Origin of the sequence: Anaeromyxobacter dehalogenans 2CP-C (assembly GCF_000013385.1) — a bacterium.
GTDB lineage: Bacteria > Myxococcota > Myxococcia > Myxococcales > Anaeromyxobacteraceae > Anaeromyxobacter > Anaeromyxobacter dehalogenans_B.
Genome location: NC_007760.1, coordinates 1,583,452 through 1,600,148, shown reverse-complemented (window position 1 = coordinate 1,600,148; position 16,697 = coordinate 1,583,452). Strand labels below are relative to the sequence as shown.

Here is a 16,697-nt window from a genome sequence, read left to right as displayed (position 1 = left end):
CCCGATGACCGGCACGCCCAGACCCCCCGCCTTCCTCGCCGCGCGCCCGGCCGCGCCGCTGCGGGCCGCGCCGTTCGCGGTGGCCGCCGCCGCGTCCTCCGCGCCGCGCCCGCCCGAGCCGCGGGGCTCGCCACCGCCGGCGGCGCCGCCCGAGCCGCCGCCCCCGCCCGCGCCGGCGCCCGACGCGCCCGCGGTGGAGGCGCTCCGCGCCGAGGCGCTCGAGCGGGTGGCGCACGCGGTCGAGGTGCTCCGGCTGCAGGCCGGCCGCCTGGCCGAGCAGGCCCGCGCCGACGCGCTGGAGGTCGGCTTCCAGGTGGCGCGCCGGATCCTCGAGGCCGAGGTGAGCACCTCGCCCGACGCGCTGTTCGCGCTGGTTCGCGGCGCGTTGCGGAAGGCGGGAGGATCGCGCCGCGTCACGGTGCGGCTGCACCCCGAGGACCTACCGCGGGTCGCCCCCGCCGCCCTCTCCGAGGCCGCCGGGCTCTCGGCCGCCGCGATCGAGCTGGCCGGCGACGCCTCGCTGGAGCGCGGCGACTGCGTGGTGGACACCGACTTCGGCCGGGTGGACGGCCGGCTGCGCACGCGGCTCGAGGAGCTGCACCGGGCCGCCCAGGCGGCCGCCGAGGAGGAGGTCGCGTGACGCTGCTCGATCGCGACGCCCTCGCCCGCGCGCTCGCCGCGGCGGACCCCACCCCGCTCACCGGGACGGTGGTGCGCGCGGCCGGGCTGCTGGTCGAGGCGCTCCTCCCGCAGGTGCCGGTGGGGACGGCCTGCGAGATCCACGCGCGGGACGGCGCGGTGGTGCTCGCGGAGGTGATCGGCTTCCAGGGCGGCACGGCGCGGCTCATGCCGCTGTCGGGGATCCAGGGCGTGGCGGAGGGGTGCGTGGTGGTGCCGCGCGCCAGCGCGGACCGCATCCCGGTGGACGAGGCGCTCCTCGGGCGCGTGGTGGACGCGTCGCTCCGGCCCGTGGACGGCGGCCCGGTGCCCATCCTGCGCCAGCGCACCGCGCTGCACGCCGCGCCGCCGCCCGCGCTCTCCCGGCGCCGGGTGGAGCGCCCCGTCCCGCTCGGCATCCGCGCGGTGGACGCCTGCCTGACGGTCGGCGAGGGCCAGCGCGTCGCGGTGATGGCCGGGCCGGGCGTGGGCAAGAGCGTGCTGCTCGGGATGCTGGCGCGCTCCGCCACCGCCGACGTGGTGGTGGTCGGGCTCGTCGGCGAGCGCGGCCGCGAGGTGCGCGAGTTCGTGGAGCGCGACCTCGGGCCGGGCCTGGCGCGCGCGGTGGTGGTGGTGGCCACCAGCGACGCCTCGCCGCTCGAGCGGCTGCGCGCCGCCATGGCGGCGACCGCGGTCGCCGAATGGTTCCGCGGCCGCGGCCGGCGGGTGCTCCTGCTGGTGGACTCGCTGTCGCGCGTGGCGCAGGCCCAGCGCGAGATCGGCCTCGCCGCGGGCGAGCCTCCCACCACCCGCGGCTACCCGCCCTCCGCGTTCGCGATCCTTCCCCGCCTGGTCGAGCGCGCCGGCAACGACGCCGGCCCGGGCAGCATCACCGCGTTCTACACCGTGCTGGCCGAGGGCGACGACCACGCCGGCGACCCCATCGCCGACGCGGCGCGCGCCACGCTGGACGGCCACCTGGTGCTGTCGCGCCGCCTGGCCGAGTCCGGCCACTTCCCGGCCATCGACGTGCTGGCGTCGGTGTCGCGCGTGATGAACGACATCGTCCCGCCGGAGCACCGCGCGCTGGCACGCGAGGCGCGCGAGGTGCTCTCCGCCCACCGCGAGGCGGCCGACCTGGTCGAGGTGGGCGCGTACGCGGCCGGGTCGAACCCGCGCGTCGATCGCGCGCTCCGCTGCATCGAGCCGCTGCGGGCGTTCCTCCGGCAGGATCCGGCCGAGCGGACCCCCCTGCCCGAGGCGCTGGACCGCCTCGCCCGCCTGCTGGCCCCGCCCCCGGCCGTCCCCGCCGCGAGGAAGGAGGCCGCGCATGGCTAGCCCCGCCGTCCTGGCCTTCCTGGTGGCCGCGCTGCTCGCCTCCGACGCGCCCCCCGCGTCCCCCGCCACGCCCGCGCCGCTGCCGCCGGCGCTCTCCGGGCGCGCGCTGGGCGAGGAGCTGCAGCGCGCCGCCCGCGACCGCCGCGAGGAGCAGGCGGCGCTCGCGCAGGAGCGGCAGCGCCTCGAGGCGCTCGCCGCCGAGATCGAGCGCGCCCGCGCCGCGCTCCGCGAGGAGACCGCGCGCCTGCAGGCGCTCGCCGCCGCCGCCGCGAAGGCCCCGGCGGCGCCGCCGGCCCCCGCGCGAAAGCCCGCCGCGCGCACCGCCGGCCTGCGCCCCGGCGCGAAGCCGCCGCCCACGCCCGCCGCGGTCGCGGCGCGCACCGTCCGCAACCTGCGCCCGGAGCAGGCCGCCGCCATGCTCGCGCACCTGGACCGCGCCGCGGCCGCCGCCATCCTCCGAGAGATGCGCGCGGCCGACGCGGCCGCGGTGGTGGACCGGATGGCGCCCGAGGCCGGCGCCGAGCTGCTCACCCTCCTCGCCCGGAGCCCCGCGCCATGACGCCCGGACCGATCCTCCCCGGCGCCGCGGCCGGCGCCACCCCGGAGCCGCGGACCACGCGCCCCGCCGACGGCCCGCAGTTCGAGGACGCGCTCCGCGCGGCCCATCCCGCCGACGGCGCCGGGCGCCCGGCGCCCCACGGCCCGGCGCGAGCCGCGGGCCGGGAGCCCGCCGGCCCCGGCCGCCACCGGAGCGACGCGGCCGCACCGGCCGCGGCCGCCGACGCGCCGCCGCCCGCGGCCCTGGCCGCGCAGGCCGCGCTCGCCGCCGCTGCGCACGCGCCGGCGCCCCGCCCGTCCGCGAGCCCGCGCGCGTCCACGCCCGACCGGCGCCGCGCCGGCCTCGCCCCGGCGATCGCCGGCCCGGAGGCGCCGTCGCCCGGCGCGAGCCCGGAGGCCGACGCGCCACGCCGCGCCGCCCACCGCGCTGCCTCCGCCCAGGGCCCGCAGAACGGCCCGGGCCAGCCGTTCGTGCTCGGGGTGCGCCCCGCCACCACGCCTGCGCGGGCGGCCGTCCGGCGCGCGCCCGGCGCGGCCCCGCTCGCGCCCGCCGCGGGCGCGGCCGCCGGCCCCCCCGTGCACGCGGCCGTGGCCGCGCGCCTCCCCGATGCCGAGACCGGGCTCCCGCCGGCCCGCGCCGCCGGGGGCGGTCGCCGCCGCGCCCCCGCCGCGCCGACCGCGCGCGACGCGCTCCACCGGGCCGCCGGCGCACCCGAGGCCACCGGCGCGGGCCCGATGGCCGGCGCCGCCGCGGCGTCCCGTGCCGCGGAACCCGGGCCGGCGGCCGGCGCCGAGGCGCCGCGCGCCCCGCTCCCCCCGCTGCCGCCCGAGCCGGCCGAGCCCGCGGTGACCGGCGCGCTGCTCCCGGCCGCCGCCCACCTGCGGGTCCGCTCCGACGCGCTCGGCGACCTCGCGCTCCACCTGCGGATCGCCGACGGCGCCGCGCACGTGCGCGTGGAGACCGCGGCGGCGGCCGCGCTCGAGGCGCGCGCGCCGGAGCTCGCCCGCGCGCTCGCCGCCGAGGGGCTGGGCCTCGCCCGCCTCGAGGTGGAGCCGCGCGGGGCCGTGCCGGCGGCGCCGCCGGCCGGTCCGGGCGACCCGCGCTCCGCGACCGCGGGGGGCGGCGGGGACCGGCCCGGAGGCCGCGACCGCGAGCCGCCCGCGGCGCCGTTCCCCCCCCACTCCTCCGCCCCCGCGCGCGCCGCCCCCGCGCGCCGGAGCGCCCACGACGTCACCGCCTAGGAGCCCGCGTGTCCACCTCCCCCGTCACCAGCGCCCTCGGCGCGCTCCCGCAACCCGGCCAGGCGCCCGCGCCCGCCTCGAGCGCGCTCGGCAAGGACGCGTTCCTGAAGCTCCTCACCACGCAGCTCCAGCACCAGGATCCGCTCTCGCCCATGGACAGCCAGGCGTTCGTGGCGCAGCTGGCGCAGTTCTCCTCGGTCGAGCAGCTCGGCGCGCTCGGGGACAAGCTCGACACGCTCGCGGTGGCGCAGGCCTCGTCGAACCAGCTCGGCACCGCCGCGCTCGTCGGCAAGGAGGTGCTCTTCCGCGCCGACCGCGTCCGCCTCGAGCCGGGCGCGCCCGCGCGCTTCGAGGTGACGCTCCCCGCCGACGCCGGAGAGGGCGTGGCGATCCTGGCCGACGCGAGCGGCCGGGTGGTCCGCACGCTGCAGCTCGGCGCGCACGAGGCGGGCACGTTCCAGGTGAGCTGGGACGGGCGCGACGCGTCCGGCGAGCCGCTCCCCGCCGGCGACTACCTGCTCACCGTCTCCGCCACCCGCCCCGACGGCACCGAGCTCGACGCCGCCACCAGCCTGCGCGGCACCGTCACCGGCGTCACCTTCGAGAACCAGGCGCCCGAGCTGCTGGTGGGCGGGCGCCACGTGAAGCTCTCCGACGTCCTCCAGCTCGCCGCCCCCGCGGCCTGATCCCCAGCCCGCACGAAAGGAAGCCCCATGTCCCTCCTCACCGCGCTCTCCTCCGGCACCACCGGCCTCCAGGCGTCCTCGCTCGAGCTCTCGGTCGTCGGCGACAACATCGCCAACGCGAACACCGTCGGCTTCAAGTCCGGCCGCGCCGCCTTCGAGGACGCGCTCTCCCAGACGGTCATCGGCGGCTCCGGCCAGGTCGGCCTGGGCGCGCGCCTCGCCGGCGTGCAGAAGATCCTGACCCAGGGCGCCCTCGCCTCCACCGGCCTCGCCACCGACCTGGCGCTGCAGGGCAACGGCTTCTTCGTGGTGCGCGGCGCGCACGCCGGCCAGACCGGCACGTTCTACACGCGCGACGGCCAGTTCACGGTGGACGACGACGGCTACCTGGTCAACCTGGAGGGCCTGCGCGTCCAGGGCTTCCCCGCCGATCCCTCCGGCGCGGTGGCCGGCCTGCCCGACGACCTGCTCGTCGGCACCGCCTCGGCGCAGCCGCGCGCCACCACCCGGCTCACGCTCAAGGCGAACCTCCAGGCCGACGCGGCCGTCCCTGCCGCCGCCTGGGATCCCGCGAACCCGGGCGCGACCTCCAACTTCTCCACCACCATGACGGTCTACGACGCGCTCGGCGCCGGCCACGCGGTCCAGGTCTACTTCCGCAAGACCGGCGACGGCGCCTGGGACTGGCACGCGCTCACCGACGGCGCCGGGGTGGCCGGCGGCACCGCCGGGCAGCTCACGCAGATCGCGGGCGGCACGCTCGCGTTCGGGGACGGCGGGGAGCTCACCTCCATGACCCAGACCTCGAGCTTCACCCCCGCCGGCCAGGCCGCGCCCCAGCCCCTCGACTTCTCCTTCGGCGACCCCACCTCGGCGGGCGGGACCGGCCTCGCCGGCGTGACCCAGTTCTCGGCCACCTCCGCCAGCACCTTCATCGGGCAGGACGGCTACGGCTCGGGCCAGCTCGCCTCGGTCCGGGTCGGGCCGGAGGGCGTCATCTCCGGCGTGTTCACCAACGGGCAGACCCGCGTGCTCGGGCAGGTGGCGGTGGCCGGCTTCGCCGCGCCGGACCAGCTCGATCGGGCCGGCGGCAACCTGCTGCAGCAGACGCCGGGCTCCGGGCAGCCGGTGGTCGGCGCCGCCGGCGCCGGCGGGCGCGCGTCCATCGTGGCCGGCTCGCTGGAGCAGTCCAACGTGGACCTGGCCGAGCAGTTCGTGCGGCTGATCGCGGCCCAGCGCGCCTTCCAGGCCAACTCGAAGACCATCACCACCGCCGATCAGCTCCTCTCCGAGCTCATCGCCATGAAGCGCTAAAGGCGTGCGGCCGGCGTGCCGATGACGGTGCGGGAGCGCCCATGATCGTCCTCACGCGCCTCGACGGGAAGCCGCTGGTCGTCAACGCCGACCGGATCCTCACCGTCGAGGCCACGCCCGACACCGTGCTGCTGCTCGAGGGAGGCCTGCACCTGATGGTGCGCGAGCCGCCCGACGAGGTGGTCGAGCGCGTCGTCGCGTTCCGCCGCCGGATCGCCGCGGGCCCGGCGCGGCCCGGCGGGCTGGTCGCGCTCCCCCGCCCCGCGCCCGAGGAGTGAGCCATGGACGTCACCACCATCGCCGGCATCGCCGCCGCCGTGGGCCTGATCCTGCTGGGCCAGGCCCTGGAGGGCGGGCACGTCGGCTCGCTCCTGCAGGCCACCGCGGCGCTGATCGTGTTCGGCGGGACCTTCGGCGCGGTGCTGGTGGCCTTCCCTCGCCGCGACGTGGGCAAGGCGCTCTCGCAGCTCAAGCTGGTGTTCACCGAGCGCAAGGTGGACCTGGGCGCGCTCTCGCGCGAGCTGGTGGACTACGCCGGCGTGGCGCGCCGCGACGGCGTGCTGGCGCTGGAGGCGAGGCTGCCCGGGATCCCGGACCCGTTCCTGCGCCGCGCGCTGCAGCTCGTGGTGGACGGCGTGGACGCGTCGGTGACCCGCTCCACGCTCGAGGCCGCGGTGGACGCCGACTTCGAGGAGCGCGTGGTCGGCGCGAAGGTGTGGGAGGCGGCCGGCGGGTTCGCCCCCACCGTCGGGATCCTCGGCGCCGTGCTGGGGCTCATCCACGTGATGGAGAACCTGTCGGATCCCTCCAAGCTCGGCGGCGGCATCGCGGTGGCGTTCGTGGCCACGGTGTACGGCGTGGGGAGCGCGAACGTCCTGTTCCTCCCGTTCGCCAACAAGATGAAGCGCAAGCTGGGCGCGGAGCGCGACCGCAAGACCCTGGTCACCGAGGGCGTGCTCGCCATCCAGGAGGGCATCAACCCGCGCGTGCTGGAGGAGAAGCTGCGCGCCTACTCCGGGGAGCCGCCCGCCGAGCGCGAGGCGGAGCCCCGGCGCAAGGCCGCCTAGCGGCCGCTGGAGGAGCCATGGCCCGCCGACGCCGCGAGGAGGAGCACGAGAACCACGAGCGCTGGCTGGTGTCCTACGCCGACTTCATGACCCTGCTGTTCGCGTTCTTCGTGGTCATGTACGCGGTCTCGCGGGTGGACAACAAGCGCATCGTCCAGGCCACCGAGTCGATCCGCTGGGCCATGCACTTCTCGGGCACCGGCGGGACCGGGGCGCTGCCGCTGTTCGACGGGCCGCCCAGCGAGGGCGGCGGGCCCGCGCTCGAGGCCGGCACCAGCATGCGCCAGGAGCACCGCGGCATCGAGCTGCTCCGCAAGCGCATCGAGCGGCGCGTCCGGCCGTTCGTGATGGAGCGCCGCCCCGTGCCGGTGGTCTCGGTGCTGGTGGAGGGGCGCCGGCTCACCGTCCGGCTCGCCGCCACCGAGTTCTTCGACCCCGGCCAGGCCGCGCTCCGCCCGCAGGCCCTGGCCATGCTCGACGCCATCGCGGCGGAGCTGGTCCCCCTGGCCCGGCCGCTCCGGGTGGAGGGCCACACCGACGAGACGCCGGTGGGCGGCGGCGGGCGCTGGATCAGCAACTGGGAGCTGTCGGCCGCCCGCGCCGCCACGGTGGTCGGCTACCTGGAGCAGGCGCACGCGGCCCGCCCCGCCGGGCTCTCCGCGGTCGGCCTCGGCTCCGCGCACCCGCTCTCGACCGACGCGACCCCGGAGGCGCACGAGCGCAACCGCCGCGTCGAGCTGGTGCTCGAGCTCGACCCCCACGACGAGCTGCTCGGGGCCGCGGCCGCGGAGCGGTAGCCGCGGGCGCGGCTCAGCGGCACAGCCGCAGGAGCTCGGGCGGGATGGCCGGCAGCGGCAGCACGCGGTCCGCCGCGCCCAGCCGGATGGCCTCGCGGGGCATCCCGAACACCACCGACGTGGCCTCGTCCTGCGCGATGGTGTCGGCGCCCGAGCGCTTCAGCTCGGCCAGGCCGCGCGCGCCGTCGTCGCCCATCCCGGTCATGATGACGCCCACCGCGTTCCGGCCCGCGTAGCGCGCGGCGGAGCGGAACAGCACGTCCACCGAGGGGCGGTGGCGGCACACGAGCGGCCCGTCCCGCACCTCCACGTGGTAGCGGGCGCCGCTGCGCCGGAGCAGCGTGTGCCGGTTCCCGGGCGCGATCAGCGCGCGCCCGGGGACCACCGCGTCCCCGTCGGCGGCCTCCTTCACCGCGACCGCGCACAGGCCGTCGAGCCGGCGCGCGAAGGCGGCGGTGAAGACCTCCGGCATGTGCTGCACGATCACCAGCCCGGGCGCGTCGCCTGGGAGCGCCGCCAGCAGCTCGCGGAGCGCCTCGGTCCCGCCGGTGGAGGCGCCCACCACCACCACCCGCTCCGTCGTCTGCAGCACCGCGTCCGAGCGCGGCCGGGCCAGCACCGCGTCCGCGGTGAGCTTCGCCTGCACCAGCGGCGCGCTGGCCCGCGGCCGGCCGGGCCCGGCGCGCGCGGCCGCCTTCACGGCGTCGCAGAGGCGGACGCGCGACTCCTCCAGGAAGCGGCGCGTGCCGAGGCGCGGCTTGGCCACCACCTCCACCGCCCCGCACTCCAGCGCGCGCAGCGCCGGCTCGGCGCCGGCCGTCGCCAGGCTGGAGCAGATCACCACCGGGATGGGATGCTGCGCCATCAGCTTGCGCAGGAAGGTCAGCCCGTCCATGCGCGGCATCTCGATGTCGAGCGTGATGACGTCCGGCGCCTGCCGGCGCATCCGCTCCACCGCGGCGTACGGGTCGCCGGCGGCGCCGATCACCTCGATCCCGGGATCCGAGGCGAGCACCGCCGCGAGCGTCTCGCGCACCAGCGCCGAGTCGTCCACCACCAGCACGCGCACGGGCCGCGCGGAGGTCCCGGGACCGTGCGGCACGCGCTAGGCGTCCTCGCGCAGGCGGTAGACGGTCGGCGCCACCGGGTCGAACGGCACCTCCAGCCCGGCGATGCTCTCGGCGTGGCCCAGGAACAGGAAGCCGCCCGGCGAGAGGGCGCGCGCGAGCCGGAGCAGGACGCGCTGCTGCACCGACCGCTCGAAGTAGATGAACACGTTGCGGCAGAAGATCACGTCCATCCGCTCGCGGAGCCGGTAGTCGGGGTCGAGCAGGTTGAGCTGCTCGATCGCGACGAGCTCCCGCACCTCCCGGCACACCCGCACGACCTGCGGATCCCGGATGCTGCGCAACAGGTAGCGCCGCCGCTGCGCGAGCGGCACGGGCCGGACCTGCGCCTCGGTGTACTCGGCGCGGCGCGCGCGCTCGAGCGCGCGCGTCGAGAGATCGGTCCCGAGGATCCCGAAGCGCAGCCCGGTCGCCTGCCGCGCCGCCTCGAGCAGCACCATCGCCAGCGTGTACGGCTCCTCGCCGGTGGAGCAGCCGGCGCTCCACACCCGGAGCGGCCGCCGCGTGCCCGCGCCGGCGGCCGCGGCGAGCGCCGGCAGCACGTCCCGCACCAGGAGCTCGAAGTGGTGCGGCTCGCGGAAGAAGTCCGTCTTGTTGGTGGTCACGTGATCCACCATCCGGACCACCTCGTCGCCCGGCGCGTCGCCGAGCACGTGGTCGCAGTACTCGCCGAAGCCGGCGAGGCCGAGCTCGCGGACGCGGCGACCCAGCCGCGACTCGAGCAGCGTCCGCTTCGAGGGCGGCATGCGGATGCCGCAGCGCCCCTCGATGAACGCGCCCAGGCGCGCGAAGTCCCGCGGCGAGAGCGGGGGCGGCCCGGCGAGCCGGCTCGCCGCCGGGCCGGCCGGGAGGCCGCCTCCCCCGCGCCGATCAGCCCGCGAGCCCGGCATCCCCCACCCGCTCCGCCTCGACGGCGCCCGACGGGATCCGCGCGTCCAGCGACCCCGCCAGCGCGCGCAGCCCGTCGTCCGCGAGCACCCGCTCGATGTCGAGGATGACCAGGAACTGGTCCTCGCGCCGGCCCACGCCGCGGATGAACGCGGTGTCCACCCGCGCGCCCATGCGCGGCGGCGGCGCGATCGCCCCGGGGTCGAGCTCGATCACCTCCTGGACCGAGTCGGCCAGGGCGCCGAGCACGAGCGGCTCGCCGTCGGAGGTGACCTCGGTGATGACGACGCAGGTGTCGATGGTCCGCTCGGTGGGGGACAGGCCGAGCTTCAGGCGGAGGTCCACGACCGGGACGATGTCGCCCCGGAGGTTGATCATGCCGCGCAGGAAGTCCGGGGTGCGCGGCACCTTGTTCGCCCCGGTGAACTCGAGCACCTCCCGCACCCGCTCGATCTCGACCGCGTAGTGCTCGCCGTCGAGGGTGAAGGTCAGGTACTGCTGGCTTCGGGTCGAGGCCGACTCGTCCATGGCGTTCTCCGGTCGGGCGCGCGCTCAGTAGGCCTGGTAGCCGGGCTCGGGCTCCGGGGGCTCGGCGAGCTCGACGTGGACGCCCGCCCCGGGCGCCGCGGCGGGCCGGGCGGCGGGCTTCGACGCCGGCGGCGTGGCCCCGGGCCCGGGCCGCGCCGGGGCCTTCCTGGCGGGCGCGGCGGCCGGTCGCGCCGGCGCCGCCGGGCGCGACAGCGTGCGCGCCGCGCCGTCGTCCACGCGGAAGAACGCGATCAGCTCCTGCAGCTTCACCGCCTGGGCGGTCAGCTCCTCCGCGGTGGAGCTCATCTCCTCGGCGCCGGACGCGTTCTGCTGGATCACCTGGTCGAGCTGCTGGATGGCCTTCGAGATCTGGGCGGCGCCGGTGTCCTGCTCGCGGCTCGCCGCGCTGATCTCCTGGACCAGCTCGGAGGTCTTCTGCGCCTCGGGCCGGATGCGCCCGAGCAGCTCCCCCGCCTTCTCCGCGACCGACACGCTGGTGGCGGAGAGCTCGGTGATCTCCCCGGCCGCCTTCTGGCTCCGCTCGGCGAGCTTGCGCACCTCGGACGCGACCACCGCGAACCCCTTGCCGTGCTCGCCGGCGCGGGCCGCCTCGATGGCGGCGTTCAGCGCGAGCAGGTTCGTCTGACGGGCGATCTCGCCGATGATCGACACCTTGCCGGCGATCTGCTTCATGGCCTCCACCGTGCGGGCCACCGCCTCGCCGCCCTCGGCGGCGACGCCGGCCGCCCGGGTCGCGAGCTGCTCGGTCTGCGACGCGTTGTCCGCGTTCTGCCGGATGTTCGACCCCATCTCCTCCATCGACGCGGAGATCTCCTCGATCGACGACGCCTGCTCGGTGGCGCCCTGGCTGGTCTGCTCGGAGGCGGCGCTGAGCTGCTCCGAGCCCGCCGCCACGCCGTCCGCCGCGACCTTCACGCCCTGCACCACCTCGGTCAGCCGCCGCACCATCTCGGCGAGCGCGCGGAGCAGCTCGTCGCGGTCGGAGCGCGCCTGGAGCTGGACGCGCAGGTTGCCGCCGGCGACCTCCTGCGCCGCCCCCGTGACGCCGCGCAGCGCCCGGTTCATCGCCCCGAACGCGCGCGCGAGCACGCCCACCTCGTCCTTGCGATCCTCGCGGAGCTCGACGTCCAGGTCGCCGACGGCCATGCGCTCCGCCGCGGTGACCATCGCCCCGATCGGCCGGCTGATGGTGCGCGCGACGAGGATCCCCAGGCCCACCGCGAGCAGCATGGCGGCCAGGGCGGTCGCCAGCATCATCCGGGTCGCCCGCGCGGCGAGCGCGTCGTTCGCCTCGCTCGTCTGGCGCGCGACCTCGTCGTTCGCGTCCAGCATGGCCTGGAGCGTCGCGCGCTCGGCCTCGAACGCGGTCGCCAGCTCGCCCCGCAGCACCTCCTGGGCGCGCGCGTCCTCGCCGGCGCGGATGTGCGCCGCCACCCGGTCCCGCGCCGCCGAGTAGGCGCGGTGCAGCCCCTCCAGCTCCGCGAACGCCTTCCGATCCGCGTCGGTGGAGAACGTCTCCGGGTAGCGCTTCATGCGGTCCTGGAAGCGCGCCTCGTACGCCTCGAGCTTCGCGAGCGGCGCCTCGCGCGCCGAGCGGGTGGTCTCGGCCAGCGCGTCCTGGAGCTCCGACTTCTGGCCGCGGTAGCTCGCGACCATCTCCGCCAGGTACTTGAGGGAGAGGGTGCACTTGTGGTAAAGGAAGGAGTCGGCCGAGTTCAGGGCGGTGACCTGCCTGTACCCCACCCCGCCCACCACCCCCGCCATCAGCGCGACCAGGGTGAACCCGACGAGCAGCTTCGCGGTGATCCCGAGGTTCTCGTACCAGCGCATGCGTTCTCCGTGCACCGCGCGAGGACGCGCGGCGCGGTGTCCGCCGGCCCACCGGAGGGGCCGGCGTCGTGCCGTTGGACTTCGCCTCACGCGGCGCGGGCCGCGTGCTCCTTCAACAGCGCCCCGACGTCCAGGATGGGCGCGACGCTCCCGTCGCCGAGGATGGTCGCGCCCGAGAGCCCCTTCACGCCGCGGAACATCTGCCCCATCGACTTGACCACCGCCTGGAGCTGGCCGGCGACCTGGTCCACCGCCAGGCCGCAGCGCCCCGCCTCGGTCCGCACGATCGCGATCTGCTCGTGCTCCGGCCGCGCGCCCCGCACCTCGAACACCTCCCGGAGCCGGAGGTACGGGACGAGCTCGCCCCGCACCGGCGCGAGGTGCGCCCCGCGCGCGGCCTCGACCTCCGCGGCGGTGAGCCCCACGCACTCCTCCACCGCCGCGAGCGGCAGCACGTAGCTGCCGCCGCCCACCTCCACCAGCAGCCCCTCGATGATGGCGAGCGTGAGCGGCAGCTCGATGCGCAGCGCCGTCCCCGCGCCCGGCGCGCTCTCCAGGGCGACGGTGCCGCGGAGCGCCTCGACCGAGCGCTTCACGACGTCCATGCCCACGCCGCGCCCGGAGACGCTGGTGACGGTCCGCGCCGTGGAGAACCCGGGCTGGAACACCAGGTTGAGCAGGTCGGCCTCCCCCACGCGCGCGCCCGGCTGCAGCAGGCCGCGGGCCTCGGCCCGGGCGCGCACCGCCGCCGGGTCGATGCCGGCGCCGTCGTCGCGGACCTCCACGACCACGCTGCCGCCCGCCTGGCGGGCCGAGAGCGAGATGGTGCCGCGCGGCGGCTTGCCGGCCGCGCGCCGGGCCTCGGGCGCCTCGATGCCGTGATCGCAGGCGTTCCGGATCACGTGCACGAGCGGGTCCGAGAGCCGCTCGATGACCGTCTTGTCGAGCTCCGTCTCGGCGCCCTCCGTCACGAGGTCGATCTCCTTCCCGAGGTCGGCCGCGAGGTCGCGCGCCACCCGCCGCAGGCGTCCGAACGCCGAGCCGATGGGCACCATCCGCAGGTCGAGCGCGGTGTCGCGCAGGTCGGCGGTGAGCCGCTCCAGCCCCTCCGACACGGCCGCCAGGTCCGCGTCCTCCGCCTGCGCGGCGATCCGCGCCAGCCGGGACTGCGCGGTCACCAGCTCGCCCACCAGATCCACCAGGTGGTCGAGCTTGGCCGCCGCGACGCGCACGCTGGAGGCCGCCGCCTCCGGCGGCCGGGCCGCGCCGCCGGCGGAGCGCGGGACCTCCCCGGCCCCGGCCGCGGGGCCCGGGGCGGGCGCGGCGAGCACCGCCTCCGCGTCGGTGACCGCCTCGACGCGCAGCGTGCAGCGGTCCTCGACGAACGCGAAGACGTCGCGGATGGCGTCCTCGCCGCGATCCGTCGTCAGCGTCACCGCCCAGGCCAGGTGGCACCGCTCCGGCGCGAGCTCCTCCAGCGGCGGGACGGCGTCCGTCCGCGCCACCACCACGCACCGGCCGAGCGTCGCCAGCTCGTCCAGCAGCCCGAGCGGATTGGTGCCGTTCTCGAACAGGTCGAGGTTCGGCTCGAACGCGATGCGCCAGGTGCGCGGGGCCGCGCCGGCGTGGCCGGCCGGGGTGCCCCCGGCGTCGCCGCGATCGCGCTCCGCCGGCGCCCCGGCGGGCGCGTCCGGCGCGAGCTTCCGGTACGCCGCCACGAGCCGGTCGCGCTCGCGCGCGTCCGGGCCGGCCTCGCCGTCCAGCATCGCCCGAACCAGGTCCTTGCCGGCGAGCGCGAGCCCGATCAGCTCGCGCGTGACGGGCAGCCGCCCGCCGCGGACGTGCTCGAACACGCTCTCCAGCTCGTGGGTGAACGCCGCCACCTCGTCGAAGCCGAACATCGCGCCCGAGCCCTTGATGGTGTGCAGCGCGCGGAAGGCGCGCGAGACCAGCTCGGCGTCGTCCGGCGCCCGCTCCAGCTCGAGCAGGGTGACCTCCAGCTCGGCCACCCGCTCGCCGGCCTCCTCGCGGTAGCTCGCCGCCAGCTGCTCCAGGGAGCGCATCCCGTCCTCCTCAGGCGCCCAGCAGGCGCGCGGCCACGGCGAGGAGCTGCTCGGGGCTGAACGGCTTCACGATCCACCCGGTGGCGCCGGCCGCCTTGCCCTCCTGCTTGCGCGCCTGCTCCGACTCGGTGGTCACCATCACCACCGGCGTCAGCCGGTGCGCGGGGTCGGCGCGGACGGCGCGGATGAGCCCGACGCCGTCGAGGTTGGGCATGTTCAGATCGGTGAGCACGAGCTGCACCGGGCGCGCCGCGAGCTTCGCGAGCGCGTCCTGCCCGTCCACCGCCTCGAGCACCTCGTACCCCGCCCCGGTGAGCACCACCCGCTCCGCGAGCCGCACGCTCGCCGAGTCGTCCACCACCAGCACGCACCTAGGCATCTCGGCCCTCCGCGGCCAGCCAGCATCCCCCGGGCGCGCGCTCGAGCCCGCACCGCGCCACCGCGGCCGCGAGCGCGTCGCTGCGCGCGTCCAGCGCGAGCCGCACCCCGAGCGCCGCAGCGCTGCGAGCGGCCGCGCACAGCACCTGCAGCCCCGCCGCGTCCACCGACGCGACCGCCCCGGCGCCCACCACGAGCTCCTCCCCGCGCCCGATCGCCTCGAGCAGCAGCGCCCGCAGCGCCTCCGCCCGCGCGATGGTCACGTCCTCCGGCAGCTCGATCCGCATCCCGCTCCTCCCGAACCTCAGAACAGCTCGACGTTGGCGCCCAGGTCCTGGCCGGCCGAGGGCGCCCCGCCGCGCGCCGCCGCCGGCGCGATCGCGCCCTCGCCCGTCACGCGCGCGTGGACGTCGCGCTCCGACGACATCGTGTAGCGCTCCAGCGCGGCCCGCCCGGCCGCCCGCGCCGCCGGGGCCGCCGCGCCCGCCCCCGCCGCCGCGCGCGCGCCGGCGCTCGCCAGCTCGCGCTCGAGCGCGTCCAGCCCGCGCGCCAGCTCGAGCTGCCGCGCCAGCCGCGCCGCCACCTCGTCCACCTCGCGCCGCAGCGCCGCGCCGTCCTCGCGCAGCCGCCGGGTGCCGGCCGCGAGCGCGAGGTGGCGCGCGCCCAGCCGGGCGACGAGCGCGCCCAGCGCCGCCGAGAGCGCCTCGCCCTCGGTGGCGGCCGCGGCCGAGCGGTCCACCTCGAGCGCCGCGGCGGCCGAGGTGATCGCCCCGAGCGAGGCGGACACCTCGTCGGTGCGCCGCACCACCTCCGCCGCCAGCAGCTGGATCTCGCGCGCGAGCACCGCCAGCACCCGCCCGCCGACGCCCGCCCGCTCCGTCTCCACCAGCGCGTTCAGCGCGATGATCTTCACCGCGTGTCCGATGGCCCGCGTCGCGCGGACCTGCTCGGCGATCCCGCCCACCGCCTCGGCGACCCGCCGCGCCGACTCCGCGCCGGCGCGCGCCTGCGCGAGGTGCTCGGCCAGGGTGAGCGTCGCTGCGCCCACCCCGCGCTCCACCCGCGCGACCGGCGAGCCCTCGACGCCGTCGCCCGCGACCAGCCCCAGGTCGCGGCCGAGCGCATCGGCGCGCGACGCCATGGCGCCCAGGCTCCCGCGGATGGCCTCGAGCGCCTCCAGCAGCCGCGCCCGCGCCCCGCCCAGCTGCGCGCCGGCGAGCCGGCACACCCCCGCCGCCTCGGCGAGCCAGGCCGGCGCGTCGGGGGCCTCGCCCGCCCTGCCGCCGCCGGCCTCTGCGTCGAAGGCGCGCAGGGCCTCCGCCGCGTGCTCCAGGATCTGGCGGGTGGCGTCGTGCCCCTGCAGGCCCACCACCACGCTGGACGCGCTGGCCGCGATCCCGGCGGACGCGTCCGCCGCGCCGGCGACCACCCCGGCCTGCGCCGCGGCGAGCGCCCGCAGCGCCGCGAGCGCCTGCTGCGTGTCGGCCAGCATCCGGTCCGACCAGGCCCGCTCGCGCCCGGCGAACGCCTCGGCCGCGCCGCGGGCCGCCGCCACCGCCCGGGCGAGCTCGCCGGCGCGCGCGACCATGGCCGCGAAGCGCGCCTCGACGTCGTCGGCCAGCCGGCGCACGTCGGACGCGACCGTCTCCACGCCCGCGTTCGGGACCTCCGCCCGGCAGTTCTCGATCCGCGTGCTCACCCCCAGCGCCCGCAGGGTGCGCGGCACGTCGGCGAGCGCGCCGCCCGCCGCGGCGAGCGCGTCGGCGCGCCCCCCCACCCGCTCCAGCGCCTCGCGCTGGCGCGCGGCGCCGGCCCGGCTGTCGCCCAGGTACGACGCGAGGCGCTCGAGCGCCGGCGCCAGCACCGCCCCCGGGTCGGCGCCGTCCTCGGCGTCGCCCGGCCCGGCCGCGCGGCGCGCCGCGTCCACCATCCCGCGGGCCCGCCCCGCCAGCGCTCCGAGGCGCTGGCCGGCCTCGAGGAACACGTCCTCCGAGCCATGGAGGAACGCCGACAGGCGCTCGGCCACGCCGCGCAGCTGCGCGCGCGTCGCCTCGAGCAGTGCCGCCGGGGCCTCCGGCGCCGGTCCGGACGGAACGGCTTCCATGCGCTCGCTCATCCTCCACGCGCCGGGATCACGGCGGCGCGCCGCCCCGGCACCGGCCGGGGAATCCGGGCACCCCGCTCAGCACCGCCCGTGCCACCG

The 16,697-nt window shown here is 78.0% G+C and carries 17 protein-coding genes; 9 read left to right on the top strand and 8 right to left on the bottom strand.

What is annotated here, in order from left to right; all coding sequences use genetic code 11:
- Positions 1-4: 4 nt before the first annotated feature.
- Genes ADEH_RS07200 through ADEH_RS07160 form a run of 9 tightly spaced genes read left to right on the top strand, consistent with a single transcriptional unit; the run spans position 5 to position 7,659 of the window.
- A complete protein-coding gene (locus tag ADEH_RS07200) occupies positions 5-640 on the top strand; it encodes a FliH/SctL family protein (RefSeq protein ID WP_011420449.1) in 636 nt (211 codons plus the stop codon).
- Positions 637-1,995 carry a FliI/YscN family ATPase gene (locus ADEH_RS07195; RefSeq protein ID WP_011420448.1) on the top strand — a complete coding sequence of 453 codons (1,359 nt, stop codon included), beginning with the start codon at positions 637-639 and terminating at the stop codon, positions 1,993-1,995. Before ADEH_RS07200 ends, ADEH_RS07195 begins: the two co-directional genes overlap by 4 nt.
- Positions 1,988-2,554, top strand: coding sequence for a magnesium transporter MgtE N-terminal domain-containing protein (locus ADEH_RS07190; protein WP_011420447.1), 567 nt, complete (start codon positions 1,988-1,990; stop codon positions 2,552-2,554). Before ADEH_RS07195 ends, ADEH_RS07190 begins: the two co-directional genes overlap by 8 nt.
- The gene (locus ADEH_RS07185; protein ID WP_011420446.1) at positions 2,551-3,795 is read left to right on the top strand and encodes a flagellar hook-length control protein FliK; all 1,245 of its coding nucleotides are present in this window, start codon (positions 2,551-2,553) and stop codon (positions 3,793-3,795) included. Before ADEH_RS07190 ends, ADEH_RS07185 begins: the two co-directional genes overlap by 4 nt.
- An 8-nt stretch (positions 3,796-3,803) precedes the next feature.
- Positions 3,804-4,481 carry a flagellar hook assembly protein FlgD gene (locus ADEH_RS07180; protein WP_011420445.1) on the top strand — a complete coding sequence of 226 codons (678 nt, stop codon included), beginning with the start codon at positions 3,804-3,806 and terminating at the stop codon, positions 4,479-4,481.
- 27 nt (positions 4,482-4,508) lie between these two features.
- A complete protein-coding gene (locus ADEH_RS07175) occupies positions 4,509-5,795 on the top strand; it encodes a flagellar hook protein FlgE (protein ID WP_011420444.1) in 1,287 nt (428 codons plus the stop codon).
- A 41-nt stretch (positions 5,796-5,836) separates the two neighbouring features.
- Complete coding sequence (locus ADEH_RS07170) at positions 5,837-6,073, top strand: flagellar FlbD family protein (RefSeq protein ID WP_011420443.1); 237 nt, start codon at positions 5,837-5,839, stop codon at positions 6,071-6,073.
- A 3-nt stretch (positions 6,074-6,076) separates the two neighbouring features.
- Entirely contained in the window at positions 6,077-6,862 is a 786-nt protein-coding gene (locus tag ADEH_RS07165) for a flagellar motor protein (RefSeq protein WP_011420442.1), read from the top strand.
- A gap of 17 nt (positions 6,863-6,879) precedes the next feature.
- Positions 6,880-7,659: an OmpA/MotB family protein gene (locus ADEH_RS07160; RefSeq protein WP_011420441.1), complete on the top strand. Its 780-nt coding sequence runs from the start codon at positions 6,880-6,882 to the stop codon at positions 7,657-7,659.
- A 13-nt stretch (positions 7,660-7,672) separates the two neighbouring features.
- Here ADEH_RS07160 and ADEH_RS07155 read toward each other — a convergent pair whose 3' ends face one another.
- The 8 genes from ADEH_RS07155 to ADEH_RS07120 all read right to left on the bottom strand — a co-directional run bounded on the left by ADEH_RS07155 (position 7,673) and on the right by ADEH_RS07120 (position 16,598).
- Positions 7,673-8,761, bottom strand: a complete 1,089-nt coding sequence (locus tag ADEH_RS07155) for a protein-glutamate methylesterase/protein-glutamine glutaminase (RefSeq protein ID WP_011420440.1) — start codon at positions 8,759-8,761, stop codon at positions 7,673-7,675.
- A gap of 3 nt (positions 8,762-8,764) precedes the next feature.
- Positions 8,765-9,676, bottom strand: coding sequence for a CheR family methyltransferase (locus ADEH_RS07150; protein ID WP_011420439.1), 912 nt, complete (start codon positions 9,674-9,676; stop codon positions 8,765-8,767).
- Complete coding sequence (locus tag ADEH_RS07145) at positions 9,657-10,202, bottom strand: chemotaxis protein CheW (protein ID WP_011420438.1); 546 nt, start codon at positions 10,200-10,202, stop codon at positions 9,657-9,659. The genes ADEH_RS07150 and ADEH_RS07145 overlap by 20 nt, the downstream gene beginning before the upstream one ends.
- A gap of 24 nt (positions 10,203-10,226) precedes the next feature.
- A complete protein-coding gene (locus ADEH_RS07140) occupies positions 10,227-12,053 on the bottom strand; it encodes a methyl-accepting chemotaxis protein (protein ID WP_011420437.1) in 1,827 nt (608 codons plus the stop codon).
- Positions 12,054-12,139: 86 nt separating this feature from the next.
- Complete coding sequence (locus tag ADEH_RS07135; RefSeq protein ID WP_011420436.1) at positions 12,140-14,116, bottom strand: chemotaxis protein CheA; 1,977 nt, start codon at positions 14,114-14,116, stop codon at positions 12,140-12,142.
- A gap of 10 nt (positions 14,117-14,126) precedes the next feature.
- The gene (locus ADEH_RS07130) at positions 14,127-14,495 is read right to left on the bottom strand and encodes a response regulator (protein ID WP_011420435.1); all 369 of its coding nucleotides are present in this window, start codon (positions 14,493-14,495) and stop codon (positions 14,127-14,129) included.
- A complete protein-coding gene (locus tag ADEH_RS07125; RefSeq protein ID WP_011420434.1) occupies positions 14,488-14,781 on the bottom strand; it encodes an STAS domain-containing protein in 294 nt (97 codons plus the stop codon). The genes ADEH_RS07130 and ADEH_RS07125 overlap by 8 nt, the downstream gene beginning before the upstream one ends.
- 17 nt (positions 14,782-14,798) lie before the next feature.
- Positions 14,799-16,598 carry a chemotaxis protein gene (locus ADEH_RS07120; protein WP_011420433.1) on the bottom strand — a complete coding sequence of 600 codons (1,800 nt, stop codon included), beginning with the start codon at positions 16,596-16,598 and terminating at the stop codon, positions 14,799-14,801.
- Positions 16,599-16,697: the final 99 nt, after the last annotated feature.